We start from the raw sequence: 17,708 nt of genomic DNA on the forward strand, positions 1-17,708 counted from the left end.
CCTTCAGTTTTTAAGATGGGGTTCTTTACATGTTACCATCATAAACTACATAGTTAAAACAGGTAACACAGAAATTAAAATAAGCAACATAGGAATTATAAATAATTACGGGTTTAATTTTCGCTTATTTAGTTTAGGCTATTCTAACAAACAAAAAAACGCCTTTGTTTACTGATTTTCAGAAGCAGCAAACAAAGACGAAAGTTAGATTAATCTTAACCTTAATACATGTGTATACCATTTACAATGTCCGCAACATAATGGGGGGCAAACTAAAGTTTCGCCCTACTTATGATACGGTTCCCCCCGATTAATCTTCACCGCACGGTAAATCTGCTCCACCAACACCAGCCGCATAAGCTGGTGAGGCAAGGTCATGCGCCCGAAGCTGAGCTTCGTTTGGGCGCGCTTTAACACGGCCTCGGAGAGACCGTTCGAGCCGCCGATCACGAAGGTGACGGTGCTGGTGCCGTAGGTTCCCAGTTTGTCGATATGGGCGGCCAGATCCTCGCTAGACCACAGCTGGCCGCCGATCGCGAGCGCGATCACGTGGGCGTCCGGCTTGATGTGGCCGAGAATGCCCGCACCCTCCTTCTCCTGCACTTGACGCATCTCCGCCTCGCTCATGTTTTCAGGCGCTTTCTCGTCAGGCACCTCGTGCACCGACAGGCGCACATAAGGCGCAAGGCGCTTGCTGTATTCCGCAATGCCCTGCACCAGATATTTCTCCTTCAGCTTGCCGACGCATACGATCTGTATATTCATGGCGATGATTCGCTCCTTATCTACGCTGTTCTGACGTCCATTCTAACATGGTGCCACTGCCAATTAAAGGACATACCCATTGCCATCTCACCTCCAAGCAGAGCGCTCACCCTCATTCCATTCCACTTAAACTCGAGCCGATTATTAAAAAAGAGCCCTCTCCATCTGGAGCGACTCTTTCTTGACTTCCTATCTATTTTAAAATGATCGGCAGCTCTTTCAACGCAAACATCATCGTACTGTCCATCCGGGAAAGCGGGGCCGAGCGGTCGCGCCGATACTCCGGGAAGCGCTCCAGCAGCGCCTCAATCGCAATGCGGGACTCCATCCGCGCGAGCTGAGAGCCGAGGCAATAATGGATGCCGCTTCCGAGTCCAAGATGCGGATTCGGATTTCGGTGAATATTGAATACGTCCGGACGCTCGAACACCGCCTCGTCATGATTGGCGGAAGCCATCCAGATATACACATGCTCGTTCTCCCTCAGCGTCTTCCCGCCCAGTTCCGTCTCCTGCTTCACGCGGCGGAACATCACCTGTACCGGCGAGAAATAACGGAATACTTCCTCCAGTGCGCCCGGGATGAGCGATCGGTCCGCGAGAAGCTCTGCCCGCACCTCCGGCAAGCTATCGATGGCCAGAACGGCAGAGGAGATCAAATTCGTTGTCGTCTCATTGCCGGCGACCAGCAGGAGGATGCAGAAGCCGATGATTTCAAGCTCGGTCAGAGACTCATTATCGATACGGGCTTCCACCAGCTTCGTAATCAGGTCATCCTGCGGATGGCGGCGCCGGTCATCCGCGATGGCCGAGAAGTACTCGCTCATCTCGCGCTGGCACTGGATATACGCTTCGTAATTATCGCCAACCAACGCATCTGACCAAGCCTTGAAGCGTTCCCGGTATTCCAGCGATACGCCTAGCATCTCGGCGATGACGACGATCGGGAGCGGACTCGCTAAATCCGCCACGATGTCCATCTTCCCCTTCTTCTCCGCTTCATCCAGCAGGGACTTCGTGATCTCCTCGATCTTGGGAGCAAGCGACTCGATCATCCGCGGCGTAAACGCATGGGAGACCAGTTTCCGAAGCTGTCGGTGCTTCGGCGGATCCTGCCGGAGCAGGCTGGACTCGATCGGGTCCTCCGTAGAAGGCGAGCCTTGGGAAGAGAAGACCTCATAGTTGGTGAAGACCGCTTTGACATCCTCGTATTTAAATACGTTCCAGGCTCCGCTACCATCAATTGCAGCCACCGGAGATTCCGTTCGCATCTGGCGGAACCATTCCAGCGGGAGTAAACCGTTCTTATTCCATTCCATACCGATAACCTCCATCTTCGCTTCAAGATTTGAACTGACTGGTCAGTCAGACCTGCTTACAAAAGAAGGCCGAGTTTATTCAACCGATATAAACAGGCCTTGGGTAATGACCGTGAACACAAACTGCTCCAGGTCTTCGCGGGTATAGGCTTCTTGATGATTCAAATAATAATTACATACGCTCTCCAATGTGCCGATCATGCTGACTGCAGCCAGGTTGGCATCGACATCGCGGAACAGATTCTCTTCACACTTGCCATCCTCAATGATCTTCGCTAGAAAACCGATATGCGTCCGCTTCAGCTCCTTCAGCTCTTCCAGGACATCCTGCTCAATGCCGTTCGAGATCTCATTGAATACGATATGGGAAAAATGCCGGGATTCCAGAAACAGATCCAGATGATGACGGATGGTCCGCATAATCATCTCTTTGATCGGCAGCGGGGAATTCAGATCCGCTTCGGTCCGCCGCATAATATCCTCGAAGCCCTGCTTGACGACCGTCTTGAAGAGCTGGGATTTGCCCGGGAAGTTGTAGTACAGCGTTCCCTTGGCAACCTGAGCGCGGGCGGCAATCTCGTCCATGCTTGCGCGGTGGTATCCGTTCTCGGAGAATACTTCTATGGCTGCTTGGATAATTTTTTCTTTGCTCACAATGGGGTCTGCCCTTTCACACAAATTTCAGTTCAACGTTTCTTGTTCTGACTGGTCAGTTCAAAAAATAAGATAACATGCTGGGAAAAATTAGTCAACCGAAGAAGTCCCTAGACTATATCAATGTTGGATTCCATCCATATATATTTCGATTCTTAGGTTTATTTCCGTTCTATCCTATACATATGGTCCAATACAGTGTATATTTCAACAGGGCTGGTAAAGAATCAGCATATAGGGACAAGAATATATCGTAACGGAGTGATGGGTTGAGTAAATCCAAGGGCAAGGGCGGAACAGGCCGAGGCACAGGCAAGAAAGGTTGGAGCCGATGGGATGCCAGCGCGAGAAGAGCCAAGAGTAAACCCAAACCTTATACCAGTAAAGGGACCAAGCAGGCGGACAATGCAGCGGACGCCAGTAAGCATAAAGGTACCCCATAATGAACATATGGTTTTAGGAGCCCCCTGATACCACCTATGAAGGAGATGAACGGATTGGACAATCAAGAGGTTTTGACGGACGTGCCGTCGAATTATGAAGAGCTGAAAAGCTCCGCTAACCGGAACGCCAATTGGAGAGAACGGTTAAACGCCGTTGAAGAGCTGGGAAATTGGAAAAATCAGAAATCCATCGATATTTTGCTGCATAGACTGAATACGGATGCGGTTCACCAGGTAAGGGAAGCAGCCTATCATAAGCTCCGGGCCTTTGGCGAGGACGTGCAGATGCCTGAAAGACGTAAAGGCGAGCTGATGAAAGACGTTTCTAAGGTGCTGCTGCGCATCAAAAAAAGCCTTCCCCGTGACCACAAGTATGAAGACTTCAAAGACAAGCTAAAAAAGATGAGAATTGATATCTATGATACGTACGAGGGTGACAAAGGAGACGAATTCGACAGCTGGCTGGAGCAAACCTGGTCTTCCTTGTTAAGAAGATAACGGGGTAACCAGCCTTCCGGAAAGTCTACCATGTTTATAAGAATTCCGGGTATGTTATACTGAACACAAATATTAATTTATAGGAGTGGTACTCTGAGAAAGCAAAAGCCCATGTCGTTTGATGATCTGTTGAAGGAATTGCAAGGACAAAAATCGGTACAGGAGGATCCGGATAACATCTCTCTGGAAAAGCTGTTCAATGAATCGTTTATGCGTAAACATTCATCCCATAACAGCTTTGGGGATTTTGTCGTAAAAGGTAACTTCCAAGTGGAAACGCATGAAGATATCGATAACATTCCAGACGAACTGTTTGACCGTCACGTTTCAAGAGAAACCGATTTTCCGGATTGGAAATCGATGCTGGAGCAGGCCAAAGCCGATCATGAGGCTGCCACGAAGTAAATCAATGATAAATATCGCTGCTTTGACGCAGCTACGATTGGGGGCCGAAGGCCCCTTTTTCTATTCCATCCGTTTAACGTGGTATGCATTCGACATCGGCTTGCTTACTTCGACTCGGAATTGGATTCCGATTCCGTCTCGGCCTTCTCCCTGAATTTCTTATAGAGCTTTGTAATATTCGTCGTATTGATATGGATGTTGTGCTCGTAAGCATATTTCACAGCATATCCCAGCGCCAGGGTTGTAGCCCCCGCGACCGTCGCTCCGGCGACCGATCCTGCGCCAGGGAATACCTTCACGATCTGCCGGAAAATGCTCTTCCCGATATTCCCGAATATCGTGGCAATGACGAGCTCCTTCGCCGTCTCCTTGCTGATCGGCTTATTGTACAGCACCGCAAGCCGGGTAAGGAGACTCACTTGAATGCCGGTAATCGGAATGATATCCGATCCCGGAATGGGAGATGCGCCTACTGCTCCTGCCGAGATCGAGGCTCCGATGATCCACCCGTTGGCGGTCGCCGACTTTTCCTTGATGCTTTTGGCAAAGAGGATGTCTTTAGACTTTTTTTTAAGCATCTCCAGAATGCTGCTCCGCAGCCGGTCGATGTTCTCGCCCGTCCGAGAAGACACCGGCACAACCTCATAGCGCCCTCCGGTCTCCTTCCGGATACGCGCCACCAGGCGGTCGATTTCATCCGCGGCGTCAATTTTGTTCAGCACGATCAGGATGTTCGAGTTGACGCCTTGAATTTTCTCAAACGACCTCTTCTCCGCCTCCGAGAAGACGGTGCCTGCAGCGTTCAGAAAGAACAGCACCATATCCGCCTGTTTATAATAATTCAAGGTCACCTCCGAATTGGCGGTATTCACATCATTCAACCCGGGTGTATCAATGAAAGATATATTGTCCTTATATTTATGCGGATGAATCACCGTCGTTTCCCCGGGCTCGGCCCCGACGCCGGCCACCTCTTCGCCCACGATCCGATTCATGGTTGAGGACTTGCCCGTATTCACGTCGCCAATCAGCGCAATGAGGATTTCCTGCTTCAGTTGGCGGTTGATTTCATCCATTTCCTTCTCGTAAGCCTCATCGGCTGCCCGCTTGATCTCCTCTTCCCAGACCTTCCCGAAGTCATCCATCTCTGATCGTCTCCATTCACGATAGGTTATCGGCGTCTCCGTGCAATCTACACATCCATCATACACTACGGAGGACTGTCTACCAAAGCTTCGCTGCTTCGATTGCCTTCATGATCTCTTAAACAAAAAAAGCGTGAAATCATCACGCTTTCTCATTCGCATTATTTATTGAATTAAAATATTGACGTTATACAATTAAAAATTCAGCATGCTTCTCGCACTCCGCGCACTTCACTGGCGGGTCCCAGTCCGAAAACTCCGTCTCCTTCAAATCCACGATATCTGGAGCATCCTCATACTCATCCACGAAATTTTCGATTGCCAGTTCCACATGTTCTTTGCATACGACGTACATTCTATGCATCCTTTCTGTTATCGCCTATGAGCCCGCGTTTCTATCAAACCGTATAGCCACTCTTCTGTTCTACCACACTCTGCGGGAAAAAGAAATGCTTTTGCCCGAATTACCCCCGCATCCGGGCTTCCAATGTATTCTGCCTCGCTTCCAGGCTTGATATTCCCCCAAGATCTTCCTACTGGACAATGGATCATTCGTTATTCTGGGACAATACCACGCTCAAAGAGGCCCGTCCTCTACGTGCAGCCTCCATGAATCCATACTCGTGGAAGAGGGCGAAATGTCTGCAAGGAGTTGATCAGACCAATGTTCGGGACAAGGTATGCCGACGGGGAGGCCGCCTATCCCCATATGACGCTAAATTACCGCTAGGGATTGCCTCATTGCCTCAATCCCAGTAAAACAGCAAGAGAGCGTGCTTATGCACGCTCTCTCTTTAGTCCGCCAAGTGACTGACGCTCAACCTTTTTCATATCTCTTTCGTCTAAAGCCTAGCCGAAGCTTATTCCTCCGGCTTCTCTTCCAGCTTCACCTTGAGCGACTGCAGCTTCCCATCCCTGTAGAATGTTACATCCAGCTCACCACCAACCTTGGTGTTGCGGTACAGATGCTTGCGCAGCTCCAGGGTGGTCTTAATCGGCTTGCCATCCAGCTTGACGATGACGTCGTTCAGCTGAAGGCCCGCATCCTTGGCAGGTCCCAGGGCATCCAGTACGACCACACCCTCGGTTACGCTCTTCGGCAGCTTCAGATTCTCCTTCTCTTTCTTGCTCAGCGGCGCATAGGGATTGCCCAAATCCACCGTATAGACACCCAGGTATGGACGCGCGATGTAGCCCTTCAGCATAAGCTCCTTAACAACCTCGGTAATCTCGTTCACCGGAATGGCGAATCCAAGGCCTTCCACACCGGTATCCGCGATTTTCATCGTATTAATGCCGATCACCCGGCCATTGAGATCGACCAGCGCACCGCCGCTGTTGCCCTCATTGATGGCGGCATCGGTCTGAATGACTTCCTGCTCCCAATCGTAATTTCCGTCCTGATTGAGCGAGACCGGAATGATCCGGTTCGTATAACTGACGATGCCGGAGGTCAGCGTATCTCCCAGCCCAAGCGGGTTCCCGATCGCAATGACGGTCTCTCCCAGCCGCAGCTTGGAGGAGTCGCCGAACTCGGCTACATCGCCAATGCCTTTGGCGTCAATCGAGAGCACCGCAATATCGCTCACGCGATCGGTGCCGACAAGCGTCGCTTGCTTCTTCTCGCCGGTCACGGTAACGACCTCGAAGGAATCGGCATTTTCTACAACATGATTATTCGTGATGATGTAAGCCTTGCCTTCAAGCTTCTTGAAAATAACACCGGATCCCAGCGCATCCTCCTGAGATTCGCCGAAATCACCGAATTCATCCCCGAAATCGAATTCCTCTCCGAAATCAAATCCCTCCGGAAGCTCCAATCCCTCTTCGTCTTCAGGCAAGACTTCCTCCTCGCTCTCAAGATCCTCCTCTTCCGGCAGCACGGTCTCTTTATGCGTCAGCACGCTTACGACAGCAGGACGCACCTTCTCGGCTGCTTGAATAATCCGCTCATAAGGGTCCCCTTCCGTCGAGGACAGCTGATGTCCGCCGTTCACCAAGGAGACCCGGGATGTGGAGGCAGGATGGCCGGTAATGAAGCTGAACAGCATCACGGCAATCAATGCGCTGCATACCGAGCTGATCGCGGAGATTTGGAAGGTGGACAGCCCTCTGCTCCGGCGGCTGGTCCGCCACTTCGTTCGCCACTTGGTTCGCGCAGATCGGTCCTCGCTGGCATTTTTGCTCTTCCTGGATACTTTGGTTGAATAAAAATCATCGTCAAACAATCCCATTCGCGATCCCTCTCTCCCCTTGTCGCTGCACGTCAAGATACGATATCCGCTTAAAGACCATCGCCATTACCGACCGACTCCGCATTCATTCTGTCGCCATAACAATCCGCCCTGCATCGTGTATCAGATCTTTCTTCCAACGCATGCCCACGCCAATAAATCTCTCTATAGTAATAACTCTTGAGAAGGCCAAAAAGTTGCAGGTCTCGGCCATACTCTTTCGATTTGTACCATTTATACGAACCCTGCCTGAACGTTCCGACAGGAAACTATGAATCTTCATCCAGAAAAGGTATGTATTGGTACCCATATGGTTCAAAAAAAACCCTGTATCCTTCTATTACCACAAACAGGGCGGCTCCAAGCGCGAACTCCATGTAATTTTATGAAACAGCCGGCAATCCGCCTGCTCCATCCATCGTGAACAACCCAATCCAGTGCATTCCAAAGATGCACATTGTACCAAATACCAACAGCTGTCATGAGCATGTTCTTTAGTGCTCCTATTGTACCACATCAGTCACGTTTAAAGTTAGCTGTCTTTTGTAAAAACAATTGTCAAATTGATGGAAATATTTTTGGAATTCCGTTCACATACCTCAGGCATGATGCTGCAGCCACGCTTCTCCTAACACACACAATAAGGTATTACGCTATTTTCGCCCCAAGGTTCCGAGTTTTTCGCTGAGGCTGCCCGTTGTCTTCAAGGTGATCGAGCTGCTGCTTGCGCATGCGTCCGCCATAAGGCGGGGATGTTAAGAACGCGTCGTGATGATGGTTCACGAAAAGGAGGTGATCGAATATGGCTAGAAGATCAAGACGGCGCCGCAGTCCAGAAATGCAGCAGTTCATGAACGACGTCATGCGGAATGAGGGCTACCAGGTCAACCCGCAGCAGGAAGTGAAGTATGAGGTTGCAAAGACGCTTGGCGTCCCGCTCAAGCCTGAAGGCAACGGCAATCTGACCACCGAGCAGGCCGGGAAAGTCGGAGGCGCTATCGGCGGCTCGATGGTCCGGGAAATGATCCGGATGGCACAAGAGAGTTTAAGTAAGCCGTAAGAACGTTCTTAGTTGCCTGCTATGGATAAAAGCACAAAAGCACTCCATGGCTTCCGAATGTTGCACGGCCCGGGAGAATGCCTCATCATGCTTCCATGCCGTTCCTTGCACACTCGCTAGGGGTTAGCGCTCGGCGCTTCGCGGTGTGCAGCTGGGCCCCTTAACGCATGCGACGCAGGCATAGCTTATGGCGGCTTATGGCGATAACGCCGTTGCTGCATCTTTTTCACTTAGGGGTAAAAGAGCAAACAGGCTGCCTCTGTCACGATCCACGTGACGGAAGCAGCCCTTTCTTGTGTGCATATTTTCGCCTATTCTCTCGATTATACTGATTTCCAACGTTTTTTTAATTCATAACTAGGTGTCGCACAGCTTAAACTCACTGTCCTTGAAGAAGCAGCCGCGGTTTATCATCGTATCGCGCACGATCATTTGGACCAGCTCCTTCATGTTTCAATAGCTGACCATTCAGTATATGCCGCCACAATGCAACTATACCCGCCTGCCGCTGCATATACGGGAAACGAATCACTGCACATACCAACACACCCACTGTCCCAGCGGTTCGCGCAGTTCCTGTGCCAGCACAGGCCCTACTAATCGCTGACCTTATCCCAGGGGGTCGAGCGGTCATAATAGGTGTCGCACAGCTTAAACTCGCTGTCCTTGAAGAAGCAGCCGCGGTCCTCCATCGTATCGCGCACGGTCATTTTGGCCAGATCCATCATGTTATGATCCAAGCTGAGATGCGCCAGATAGGCCCGCTTCGTATCGCCTGTCAGCAGCTCGCTCAGCGCCTCTCCGGCCGAATTGTTGGACAAATGGCCCATATCGCCGAGAATCCGGCGCTTCGTGTTCCATGGGTAGCGTCCCATCCGCAGCATTTCGATATCGTGATTCGCCTCCAGCACCAGCACGTCCGACCCGTCCAGCGCTTTTTTCACTTTATCGCTCACATACCCAAGGTCTGTCGCAACACCAAGCTTCTCATCGCCGTCATAGAAGCAGTAACCGACCGGTGCCGCAGCGTCATGGGAAATTTCGAACGGCTCGACCCGCAGCGTCCCAAAATCCTTCACCTCATGACTCTCCAGCACAATCCGGTTCTCTTCGGCAATCTTTCCGAGCGATTTGCTCATCGCTTCCCAGGTCTTCTCATTGGCATAGATCGGCAGATTGTATTTGCGCGCGACGGCCCCGAGTCCTTTAATATGGTCGGAATGCTCATGCGTTACCAAAATACCGTCGATTTCTTCTCCCATCATATCACGTTCCTTGAGCAGCTCATCGATGCGCCGGGCACTTAAGCCCGCATCAATCAGCAGTGTCGTATCCTCGTTGCGGACAATGGTCGCATTGCCCGTCGAGCCGCTCGACAGCACGGAAAAAGATATCCCCATAATTCTGTTACTCCTTTGCCGTATCGCTTTTGGGTGTGAGCACATCCCCACTAATTCCCTGTACATAGATCATTTCGCCGTTATCCAGCGTGAACCGCCATGTCGGCGCCGCCAGCTGGTCCTCCGTATTGAACAGCTGACCGTAATAACCGAGCTGTATGTCCCTCACCGCCGTATCCCGCGGTATGAAATTACGCTCAATCAAGGTCTCCAGCGCTTTGGATGCCGGGAGCACCTTCTGCTCTTCCGCCCCGTCCGTCGGCAATATTTCAAACACCGGCTCACGATACGCATAAATCTTCTGCGACTCATGGATAAACTCCAGCTCCACATTAAACAGCGGCCATTCCTTCAGCACCAGCGGCCGGAACACAAATACATGCTCTTGATCCGAGGGCTGATCATGACGATAGTTTCCGAGATTCGGTATAGTCCCTTGCAGAACACTGCGCAGCTCCTTCTCATCGGCGTAAATGAGCTTCGTATCTACCGGCTCTTCGAGCTCCACCGGCTCCTTCTGCATTTCGGCGCTGTAGATATAATTGATTTTGGGCAGCTGCGGCGTTTCCGACGGAATCGGACTCTGCACCTGAATCCCGTTCTTCTCCATGATCTGCTGCGTGCTTTCCGAGAGCGAGGTAAAGTCCAGACTGGAGCCGGCCTGCTCCCGATAGTCGATCCACAGCTGATAGCCCAGCACCAGATTCAGCAGCAAAAAGGCGTAGATCAAAACATTTTTAGCCCGGCCCCAATCCATGACGGTCCCTCCTTGTTCTCGTAATTCCAACACAATCTGCTTTACCCGTTACTCCAGCGTGCGCACACTTCCGTTCTGAAGCTCGACGGCCCATACCGGTTTAAGCAACAGCCCTTCTCCTGTAATGATCGGCAGATATGCCGGCTCCAAATTCTGAATCCGGGATTCCTCTGCGATCGTATCCAGCTTCGCTTGGAGCTCCTCGCCTCCCGACAGGGTCACCATCTGCTTGCTCAGCGCCGGCGATTCCAGATAAAGCAGCGAACGTTCATACGACGTCACCGTGCCTTGCTGCAGATCTAGCTCCATCACGCCGTACTGGAAGCCTGACGTATTGAGAATCGGATAGCCTCCGTAGTACTGCTGGAATTTCACCAGCGTGCGCTCCTCAGATTCACTAGCTTTACTGAGCCGGTAGATTCCGTTCCACCCTCCATGCTGGTTGACAAAATCAATCGCAGACAGCACATCCTTGCCCGGACTGCTCTCTCCCGACGGCGGCGCAGCCGGGTCGGTATAGCTGATCCAATGCTGCCCCTGATCCACCTGCAGGCTGCGCTTGCTGTCGGTATAAATTTCGGAGCCGTCTTTTTCCCGAATATTGCGGGTGATGCTAGGGTCAAAGAACAGGCTGCGCTGCATCTGCTCAATCGTATACACGCCGATCGGCAGCTCGGTGCTGACCATATTCAGCTTCTTGTTCGGCACATAATATCTGCCATTAACCATGGTGTATGGCGTCCAATTGAACCCGAAATCGACCAGCTGATCAACGTCCTGAACGGTCAAGTCCGCCTGGACGGCTTCGTAAACGACATCTCCCTTGGTGCTGAAAAACATGACATGAACCTTCGCCTCGCCCGGAACGCTGTACAGCCACATTTTGTTGATGCTCTCTCCACTAAACAGCGAATCGGGCACGATCTGCATCACGCGCTGCAGAAGTGTTACCGGGATGCCTGAATCAAAGCTTAGCTCAATGCCCCGGTTCTCGGATCGAACCTTGTTCCAGTCGATATTGCCTACCATCCGGCGCTGGAAATTGTCGAAGGTCCGGCCCTTCAGCCGGTTGTACACCAGATTGTAGAACGTATCGTTCGGATAAAAGATCGTATGCTTGTCCTCACCGAGATGAATGATCATTTTGTCGGGATACAAGAGATTCTCCGGCTTCTCCTCCGGCCCCATCTCCTCGGTTCGGATGTAGGAATCCTTCGATTGCACAACAGAATCGCTGCCCGGCAGGCGGTAGATCAGCACATAGCTTTGCACGAGACTGCCAAGAACCAGCACGACCAGCAGTAAAGTCTTTAATCGTTCCTTCACGGCGTTGACCTCCCCTCGTCATTCAGGGGCAAGGTAAAGGTCACGGTTGTACCTTTCTCCAGCTCGGACTGAAGGGTGATTGAGCCCCCGTGGGCTCTAACAATTTCCCGGGCAATGGACAGGCCAAGACCGGTGCCCCCCAAATTGCGGCTTCGAGCCTTGTCGACCCGGTAAAACCGTTCGAAGATGCGATCCAGATCCTTCTTCGGAATGCCGATCCCGGTATCTTTCACGGATAAGGACAGCATGCCGTCCTCTGTGATGCTTGCCTCCATGGTGATGGAACCCCCGTCGGGCGTATATTTCAGGGCGTTGGAGATCAGATTGTCAAGCACTTGGTCGATACCGTCCCTATCCAGCATCGCTGCGGACACACCTGGCTTGATATCGATAATGGTGCGGATATGCTTCTGTTTCATTTGAAAAGAGAACCGGTCCTCGACATCCTCCAGCATCTCCACGATATCCGTCGGCTCCTTATGAAGCGCCGCTTCCTTGGAATCGAGCCGCGACAGGTGAAGCAGGTCGGTGACGAGGCGGATCATCCGCCCGGTCTCGTTCTGGATGACGCCGACAAAGCGCGGCCCCATCTGCTTGTCCTCCAGCGCCCCGTCTTCAAGCGCTTCGGTATAGCTTTTGATCGTGGTCAGCGGTGTGCGCAGCTCATGCGACACATTCGCCACGAACTCCCGCCGCGAAGCCTCAAGCTTCTCCTGCTCCGTTACGTCCTGAAGCACGGCAATGGTGCCCGTAATCCCGATCTCCCGCCGATGGATCGGCGTAAAGGTAACCCGCACCATGAACGGCTCTCCGCCTTCGCGCGGCGCGATCTCCAGCAGCTTGGAGTCATGATGCTCCCCGCGTGCCAGCGCCTCGGATTCCGCTTCCTCCAAGCCAAGGAGCGACCCGATATCGCGTCCAGCCAGCTCCTCGCCTTCCACGCCCAGCATCTCACCGGCGCGGCGGTTCATCAGGATCACCCGGCCCGCTTCATCCGTGGCAATGACGCCGTCGCTCATGTTGGTGAGGATCGAAGCAAGCTTCTCCTTCTCCTCTTCGTTCTGGGACAGCGCTTCGCGCAGGCGGCTCGTCATATAGTTGAACGCCTGGCTGAGCTGGCCGATCTCGTCACTGCCGAATACCGGCGTTTTCTCGGTAAACCGGCCGTCGGCGACCGCGCGCGCATGCTTCGTCAGCTCCTTGATCGGGTGCGTGATCGTATGCGACAGGATAACCCCCAGCACGGCCGTTAAGCCCAGCGCCAGGAGAATCCCGGATATAAAAATATTGTTAATCCGCTGCATCGTATTGTACAGCTCGCTCATGCTCGCAACGATATAGATCGCGCCTACGATCTTGTCGTTATACATGACGGGCTTGGCGACGACTTTTTTGCGGATATTGTCATCGTCAATAATGTATTCCTCGTTGTCCTGGATTCCCTGCAAAGCCCGGCTTACGACAGTCTGCGTGTTTTTCGTGCCCTCATAATCGGCGTGGGAAGGCAGTGAGGTCGTCAATACCCGTCCCGTCGAATCCAGCACCTGGATCTCGGCCCCGCTCAGATTGAACAGATTGTTCACCATGACGCGCAGGCTTTCCACGGGATCCTCCTCCGATTCGTTCTCGCCGCCAAGGGTTTTGGCGGCCAGCACCGACATCAGCTCCGCACGCTCCTGCAAATCCTTCGTAAAGTTGCTGGTCAGGGACGTCTTCATCGCACTGACGAAATACACCCCGATCAGCTGCATCGCGATCAGAATGAGCAGCACGTAGATGATGATCACCTTCGCCTGAATCGTGCGGAAGAAGGAGAGCCACTTCATTAGAGGCCTCCGTTTTTAGGGCTTCGCATCAGGTAGCCGAGACCGCGCCGGGTTAAAATATATTCCGGCTTGCTCGGATTCTCTTCAATCTTCTCCCGCAATCGGCGAATGGTCACATCCACCGTGCGTACGTCCCCGAAATACTCAAAGCCCCATACCGCTTGCAGCAAATGCTCCCGGGTCATCACTTTGCCGGCATTGCGTGCCAAATAATACACCAGCTCATACTCGCGGTGCGTCAAATCAAGGGCCTCGCCGCCCTTGTATACCATATACATATCCGTATCGATAAACAGATCGAACAACCGCAGGCCTTGTCCGCCCGCGCCGGTACCGCCCGTTTGATCGGCCGTGCTGTCAGGCTTTTGCTGCCGGCGCATCTGCGCCTTCACCCGGGCCAGCAGTTCTCTTGTGCTGAACGGCTTCGTCACGTAGTCGTCCGCCCCGAGCTCAAGCCCGAGCACCTTGTCGATCTCTCCGTCCTTAGCCGTCAGCATGATGATCGGGATCTGCAGGTTGGCGGCACGGACCTCGCGGCATACGTCCATCCCATCTTTACCGGGCAGCATCAGATCAAGCAGCATCAGGTCCGGGCGCCGAGTCAGCGCGATGTCGACCGCACTGATGCCGTCAAAGGCGCAAATGACCTCATAGCCCTCTTTTTCCAGGTTAAATTTCAAAATATCGGCGATGGGCTGTTCGTCATCCACCACCAGAATGGTTCCCTGCATCTTCCTGTTCACCTCATACCTTCACTTGAACGGTCTTCTTTTCATTTTAACACACCTGCCGCCTAGACACACCCATTCCGCCGGGGCAAAGGACACCCATGCATGCAGCACTCGCTCCTTTGCTCCAGCTTCCACTCCGCCTCCCACACCCCCGCCTCCATGGACCGCTCCGATTCACGGGGAGCGGCCACCTCTTCGGCAGCATCGGCCTCCACGGGAATGGGGATGGACTTTGCAGATAAGGGAAACCCTTCATACTCAGCTTGGGGTGGCATTCGGAAAGCGGAGCGCTCGCCTTTGAATTCGGAAAATCTCATCAGGGATTAGTAGTTCCAATTTTCCGAATTCAACAGCGATGGAGAAGGACACCCCATGCCACTAGACTGCAAAGATATTTCCCGCTCTGCCTCCCACACCCTCGCCTTCATGGCCCGCTCCGGTTCAAGGGGAGCGGCCACCTCTTCGGCAGCGTCGGCTTCCACGAGAATGGGGATGGACTTTGCAGATAAGGGAAACCCTTCATACTCAGCTTGGGGTGGCATTCGGAAAGCGGAGCGCTCGCTTTGAATTCGGAAAATCTCATCAGGGATTATTAGTTCCAAATTTTCCGAATTCAACAGCGATGGAGAAGGACACCCCATGCCACAAGACTGCAAAGATATTTCCCGCTCTGCCTCCCACACCCCCCGCCTCCATGGCCCGCTCCGATTCACGGGGAGCGGCCACCTCTTCGGCAGCATCGGCCTCCACGGGAATGGGGATGGACTTTGCAGATAAGGGAAACCCTTCATACTCAGCTTGGGGTGGCATTCGGAAAGCGGAGCGCTCGCCTTTGAATTCGGAAAATCCCATCAGGGATTATTAGTTCCAAATTGTCCGAATTCAACAGCGATGGAGAAGGACACCCCATGCCACTAAACTGCAAAGATATTTCCCGCTCTGCCTCCCACACCCTCGCCTTCATGGCCCGCTCCGGTTCACGGGGAGCGGCCACCTCTTCGGCAGCATCTGCCTCCACAGAAATGGGGATGGACTTTGCAGATAAGGGAAAACCTCCATACCAGCTTGGGGTGGCATTCGGAAAGCGGAGCGCTCGCCTTTGAATTCGGAAAATCTCATCAGGGATTAGTAGTTCCAATTTTCCGAATTCAACAGCGATGGAGAAGGACACCCCATGCCACTAGGCTGGAAAGATATTTCCCGTTCTGCCAATGACATCCCCATCCCCCATCCAAGCAGATGCAAACGAAGAAAATGGCCGCCCCCGTAAAGGAGCGGCCATCTTCATCATTATGATATATAAAACCAATAATGGCTTATGTCGTCACTAGTAACGATAGTATAACACAGATTTATAAATATTTCATCGGGTTTTGGGCAACTCCATTTTTTTGAATTTCAAAATGGAGATGGGTTCCGGTCGAACGACCGGTATTGCCCATCACGCCAAGCTTCTGGCCTTGGCTGATGGACTGGCCGTTGCTGACGGAGATCCGGCTCATGTGGCCGTACAGGGTACGGTAGCCGTTGCCGTGGTCCACAATGACCACATTGCCGTACCCGCTCTGCTGGCCGGAGAAGACAACCCGACCGGAGGCCGCGGCCATAATGGTGCTGCCGCCGACAACGTCGATGCCCTCATGGCTCCGTCCCCAGCGATGTCCGAAGGAGCTCGTGATGCGAGCTCCGCTCACCGGCCAGGCGAACTGCTTGCTGCTCGACGTTTTTTTGCTCACCTTCGGTGCAGCCGCTTTGCGTTCCACCTTCGTGCCTTTATAAACAACCTCCGGCAGCGCCTCCTGAACCACCTCTTGCCCGGTCCACAGCTTGGAGACCACCCTGCCGTTCTCCTTCGTGACCACGTAACTCACGGTTTTGACACCGTCTCGCCCAGGGCGGACAACCTTACGCTTCCCGAGAGGAAGCTGGTCGCTCTTGCGAACGATCGTCTCCGGCTTGCTCGGCTGCTTCTCGGTAACCGTCTCGACCGTCCGCACCGTGAGCAGCGCTTCCGGCTGGGTAAGCTGCAGCTCGGCTCCAATCTGCATGTATTTTTCCTCAAGCCCCGGATTCAAGGCCATAACCTCCGACGATTTCATCCCGTACTGCTTGGCAATCGAGGAAATCGTATCCCCTTCTTTCACCGTGTAGGTCACCGGCTTGTCCTTCGCTCCGGTCAGCACCTTCACGGCGTCCTCCACATCCAAGACCTTGTTCGGATCGGCTTTCGTGCCGGCCACGGTAATCTCTTCCTTGATCTGGACGGACTCCAGCTCTGCGTCTTCTTTATTCTTGGTAGAAGCTTGAGCAGAGACCTTCTTAAAAGCAACCTGCTGCGTCTTGGTCTTCCCCGCATCCGCGTCCGGCGCAAATTTCAGCTTGGCAGCCTCAATCGCAGCCCTTGCCGTCTCCTGGTCCTTGACGATCGCAACAGTCTTGCCGTCCACCTTCAGCTCGACGCCCCGAGCGTATGCCTTCAGCATGCCGTCCAGCTTGTTCAGCGTTTCCTCGCTGTTAATTTCCGGCTTAAAGGAGCGATCCGCTTTCGTCGTAATCCCATCGGTATGCAAAACCATCAGCACATCCGGGTATTTCTTCTGAAATTCCTGTCGCTTCTCTTCAAACAGCCGGTCCAGCTCGGCGTCATCAGCAATCGCGCCGATCGCTTGACCGTTTACATATACATGATAGAACGGAATGGTATTGGCGTTCACATAAGCCTTGCTGCCGGTATATATCGATCCTGCTAGGAGTAGAGCCCCTGCCGACATCCAAATCCACTTGCGCGGAACGGCCCGTCCAGTAGATTCCGGATGAGAAGGCAGCTCGGACTCGTCTGTTGAATTGTTGTGTAGGGCGGAGCGATCCGCTTGCTGTCGACGAAGCAAACCTTCGACCCACCGTATCCCCTTGAAACCCTTCATGTCCCTCTCCTTCTAGCCTTGTTCATATGTAATCACTGCATATCATCTGAACATGTTGACTGCTCGTTTGAAAAATGTCATCACCTGTCAAAAGGTATCAAAATTTTAACCTTTTTGATCTTTGTATACTTTAACATAGCCGTTAAGCTCATTTCAAGTTTGCCAAAACAGCAAAAAACCCGCATCACATGCGGGTTTTCACACGTCTTCCAATATTAAACG

Annotated in this window: 16 protein-coding genes and 1 pseudogene; 4 read left to right on the forward strand and 13 right to left on the reverse strand. The window is 52.7% G+C overall.

Translation table 11 applies throughout. The features are described from left to right. Nucleotides 1-285: 285 nt before the first annotated feature. The 3 genes from rlmH to J2Z18_RS02630 form a co-directional block, all read right to left on the reverse strand. Nucleotides 286-765 (reverse strand): 23S rRNA (pseudouridine(1915)-N(3))-methyltransferase RlmH, encoded by a 480-nt coding sequence (gene rlmH, locus J2Z18_RS02620; protein WP_007129180.1) that lies wholly within the window; start codon nt 763-765, stop codon nt 286-288. A 193-nt stretch (nt 766-958) separates the two neighbouring features. After that, nucleotides 959-2,083 (reverse strand): cytochrome P450, encoded by a 1,125-nt coding sequence (locus J2Z18_RS02625; protein ID WP_210094162.1) that lies wholly within the window; start codon nt 2,081-2,083, stop codon nt 959-961. A 75-nt stretch (nt 2,084-2,158) separates the two neighbouring features. Beyond that, nucleotides 2,159-2,737 (reverse strand): TetR/AcrR family transcriptional regulator, encoded by a 579-nt coding sequence (locus J2Z18_RS02630; protein ID WP_007129182.1) that lies wholly within the window; start codon nt 2,735-2,737, stop codon nt 2,159-2,161. Between the two features lie 269 nt (nt 2,738-3,006). Between J2Z18_RS02630 and J2Z18_RS02635 the strand changes: the two genes are divergently transcribed. The 3 genes from J2Z18_RS02635 to J2Z18_RS02645 all read left to right on the forward strand — a co-directional run bounded on the left by J2Z18_RS02635 (nt 3,007) and on the right by J2Z18_RS02645 (nt 4,083). After that, nucleotides 3,007-3,180, forward strand: coding sequence for a DUF3934 family protein (locus J2Z18_RS02635; RefSeq protein WP_083832603.1), 174 nt, complete (start codon nt 3,007-3,009; stop codon nt 3,178-3,180). Between the two features lie 54 nt (nt 3,181-3,234). Further along, complete coding sequence (locus tag J2Z18_RS02640; RefSeq protein WP_007129183.1) at nt 3,235-3,678, forward strand: HEAT repeat domain-containing protein; 444 nt, start codon at nt 3,235-3,237, stop codon at nt 3,676-3,678. 111 nt (nt 3,679-3,789) lie between these two features. After that, nucleotides 3,790-4,083 (forward strand): hypothetical protein, encoded by a 294-nt coding sequence (locus J2Z18_RS02645; protein WP_007129184.1) that lies wholly within the window; start codon nt 3,790-3,792, stop codon nt 4,081-4,083. A 104-nt stretch (nt 4,084-4,187) separates the two neighbouring features. Here the strand turns inward: J2Z18_RS02645 and J2Z18_RS02650 are convergent, their stop codons facing one another. The 3 genes from J2Z18_RS02650 to J2Z18_RS02660 form a co-directional block, all read right to left on the reverse strand. Next, nucleotides 4,188-5,228, reverse strand: a complete 1,041-nt coding sequence (locus tag J2Z18_RS02650) for a GTPase (RefSeq protein WP_210094163.1) — start codon at nt 5,226-5,228, stop codon at nt 4,188-4,190. Between the two features lie 187 nt (nt 5,229-5,415). Then, nucleotides 5,416-5,583, reverse strand: coding sequence for a CxxH/CxxC protein (locus J2Z18_RS02655; RefSeq protein ID WP_007129186.1), 168 nt, complete (start codon nt 5,581-5,583; stop codon nt 5,416-5,418). Nucleotides 5,584-6,088: 505 nt separating this feature from the next. Further along, entirely contained in the window at nt 6,089-7,462 is a 1,374-nt protein-coding gene (locus tag J2Z18_RS02660) for a S1C family serine protease (protein ID WP_007129187.1), read from the reverse strand. An 802-nt stretch (nt 7,463-8,264) separates the two neighbouring features. Here J2Z18_RS02660 and J2Z18_RS02665 point away from each other — a divergent pair. Then, nucleotides 8,265-8,522 carry an alpha/beta-type small acid-soluble spore protein gene (locus J2Z18_RS02665; RefSeq protein ID WP_028406228.1) on the forward strand — a complete coding sequence of 86 codons (258 nt, stop codon included), beginning with the start codon at nt 8,265-8,267 and terminating at the stop codon, nt 8,520-8,522. A 357-nt stretch (nt 8,523-8,879) separates the two neighbouring features. Here the strand turns inward: J2Z18_RS02665 and J2Z18_RS31100 are convergent. The 7 genes and pseudogenes from J2Z18_RS31100 to J2Z18_RS02695 form a co-directional block, all read right to left on the reverse strand. Next, nucleotides 8,880-8,975 (reverse strand): annotated as a pseudogene (locus J2Z18_RS31100) (MBL fold metallo-hydrolase); the annotation flags it as partial. Nucleotides 8,976-9,118: 143 nt separating this feature from the next. Continuing rightward, nucleotides 9,119-9,922 carry an MBL fold metallo-hydrolase gene (locus J2Z18_RS02670; protein ID WP_007129189.1) on the reverse strand — a complete coding sequence of 268 codons (804 nt, stop codon included), beginning with the start codon at nt 9,920-9,922 and terminating at the stop codon, nt 9,119-9,121. A gap of 7 nt (nt 9,923-9,929) precedes the next feature. Beyond that, nucleotides 9,930-10,679, reverse strand: a complete 750-nt coding sequence (gene yycI / locus J2Z18_RS02675) for a two-component system regulatory protein YycI (RefSeq protein ID WP_007129190.1) — start codon at nt 10,677-10,679, stop codon at nt 9,930-9,932. Between the two features lie 48 nt (nt 10,680-10,727). After that, on the reverse strand, nt 10,728-12,005 hold the full coding sequence (locus tag J2Z18_RS02680) for a YycH family regulatory protein (RefSeq protein WP_007129191.1): 1,278 nt from the start codon (nt 12,003-12,005) through the stop codon (nt 10,728-10,730). Next, complete coding sequence (gene walK / locus J2Z18_RS02685; protein ID WP_007129192.1) at nt 12,002-13,831, reverse strand: cell wall metabolism sensor histidine kinase WalK; 1,830 nt, start codon at nt 13,829-13,831, stop codon at nt 12,002-12,004. Before walK ends, J2Z18_RS02680 begins: the two co-directional genes overlap by 4 nt. Beyond that, the gene (gene yycF / locus J2Z18_RS02690; RefSeq protein WP_007129193.1) at nt 13,831-14,562 is read right to left on the reverse strand and encodes a response regulator YycF; all 732 of its coding nucleotides are present in this window, start codon (nt 14,560-14,562) and stop codon (nt 13,831-13,833) included. The genes walK and yycF overlap by 1 nt, the downstream gene beginning before the upstream one ends. A gap of 1,352 nt (nt 14,563-15,914) precedes the next feature. Beyond that, nucleotides 15,915-17,486, reverse strand: a complete 1,572-nt coding sequence (locus tag J2Z18_RS02695) for a LysM peptidoglycan-binding domain-containing M23 family metallopeptidase (RefSeq protein ID WP_210094164.1) — start codon at nt 17,484-17,486, stop codon at nt 15,915-15,917. Between the last annotated feature and the right edge of the window lie 222 nt (nt 17,487-17,708).

Origin of the sequence: Paenibacillus lactis (assembly GCF_017873605.1) — a bacterium.
GTDB classification, from domain to species: domain Bacteria; phylum Bacillota; class Bacilli; order Paenibacillales; family Paenibacillaceae; genus Paenibacillus_AQ; species Paenibacillus_AQ lactis.

What these genes read in the sequence shown, in the direction of transcription:
- J2Z18_RS02665 (WP_028406228.1), top strand. Translation starts at nt 8,265, where the DNA reads ATGGCTAGAAGATCAAGACGGCGCCGCAGTCCAGAAATGCAGCAGTTC.
- J2Z18_RS02625 (WP_210094162.1), bottom strand. Translation starts at nt 2,083, where the DNA reads ATGGAATGGAATAAGAACGGTTTACTCCCGCTGGAATGGTTCCGCCAG.
- walK (WP_007129192.1), bottom strand. Translation starts at nt 13,831, where the DNA reads ATGAAGTGGCTCTCCTTCTTCCGCACGATTCAGGCGAAGGTGATCATC.
- rlmH (WP_007129180.1), bottom strand. Translation starts at nt 765, where the DNA reads ATGAATATACAGATCGTATGCGTCGGCAAGCTGAAGGAGAAATATCTG.
- yycF (WP_007129193.1), bottom strand. Translation starts at nt 14,562, where the DNA reads ATGCAGGGAACCATTCTGGTGGTGGATGACGAACAGCCCATCGCCGAT.
- J2Z18_RS02655 (WP_007129186.1), bottom strand. Translation starts at nt 5,583, where the DNA reads ATGTACGTCGTATGCAAAGAACATGTGGAACTGGCAATCGAAAATTTC.
- J2Z18_RS02670 (WP_007129189.1), bottom strand. Translation starts at nt 9,922, where the DNA reads ATGGGGATATCTTTTTCCGTGCTGTCGAGCGGCTCGACGGGCAATGCG.
- J2Z18_RS02650 (WP_210094163.1), bottom strand. Translation starts at nt 5,228, where the DNA reads ATGGATGACTTCGGGAAGGTCTGGGAAGAGGAGATCAAGCGGGCAGCC.
- J2Z18_RS02660 (WP_007129187.1), bottom strand. Translation starts at nt 7,462, where the DNA reads ATGGGATTGTTTGACGATGATTTTTATTCAACCAAAGTATCCAGGAAG.
- yycI (WP_007129190.1), bottom strand. Translation starts at nt 10,679, where the DNA reads ATGGATTGGGGCCGGGCTAAAAATGTTTTGATCTACGCCTTTTTGCTG.
- J2Z18_RS02695 (WP_210094164.1), bottom strand. Translation starts at nt 17,486, where the DNA reads ATGAAGGGTTTCAAGGGGATACGGTGGGTCGAAGGTTTGCTTCGTCGA.
- J2Z18_RS02645 (WP_007129184.1), top strand. Translation starts at nt 3,790, where the DNA reads ATGTCGTTTGATGATCTGTTGAAGGAATTGCAAGGACAAAAATCGGTA.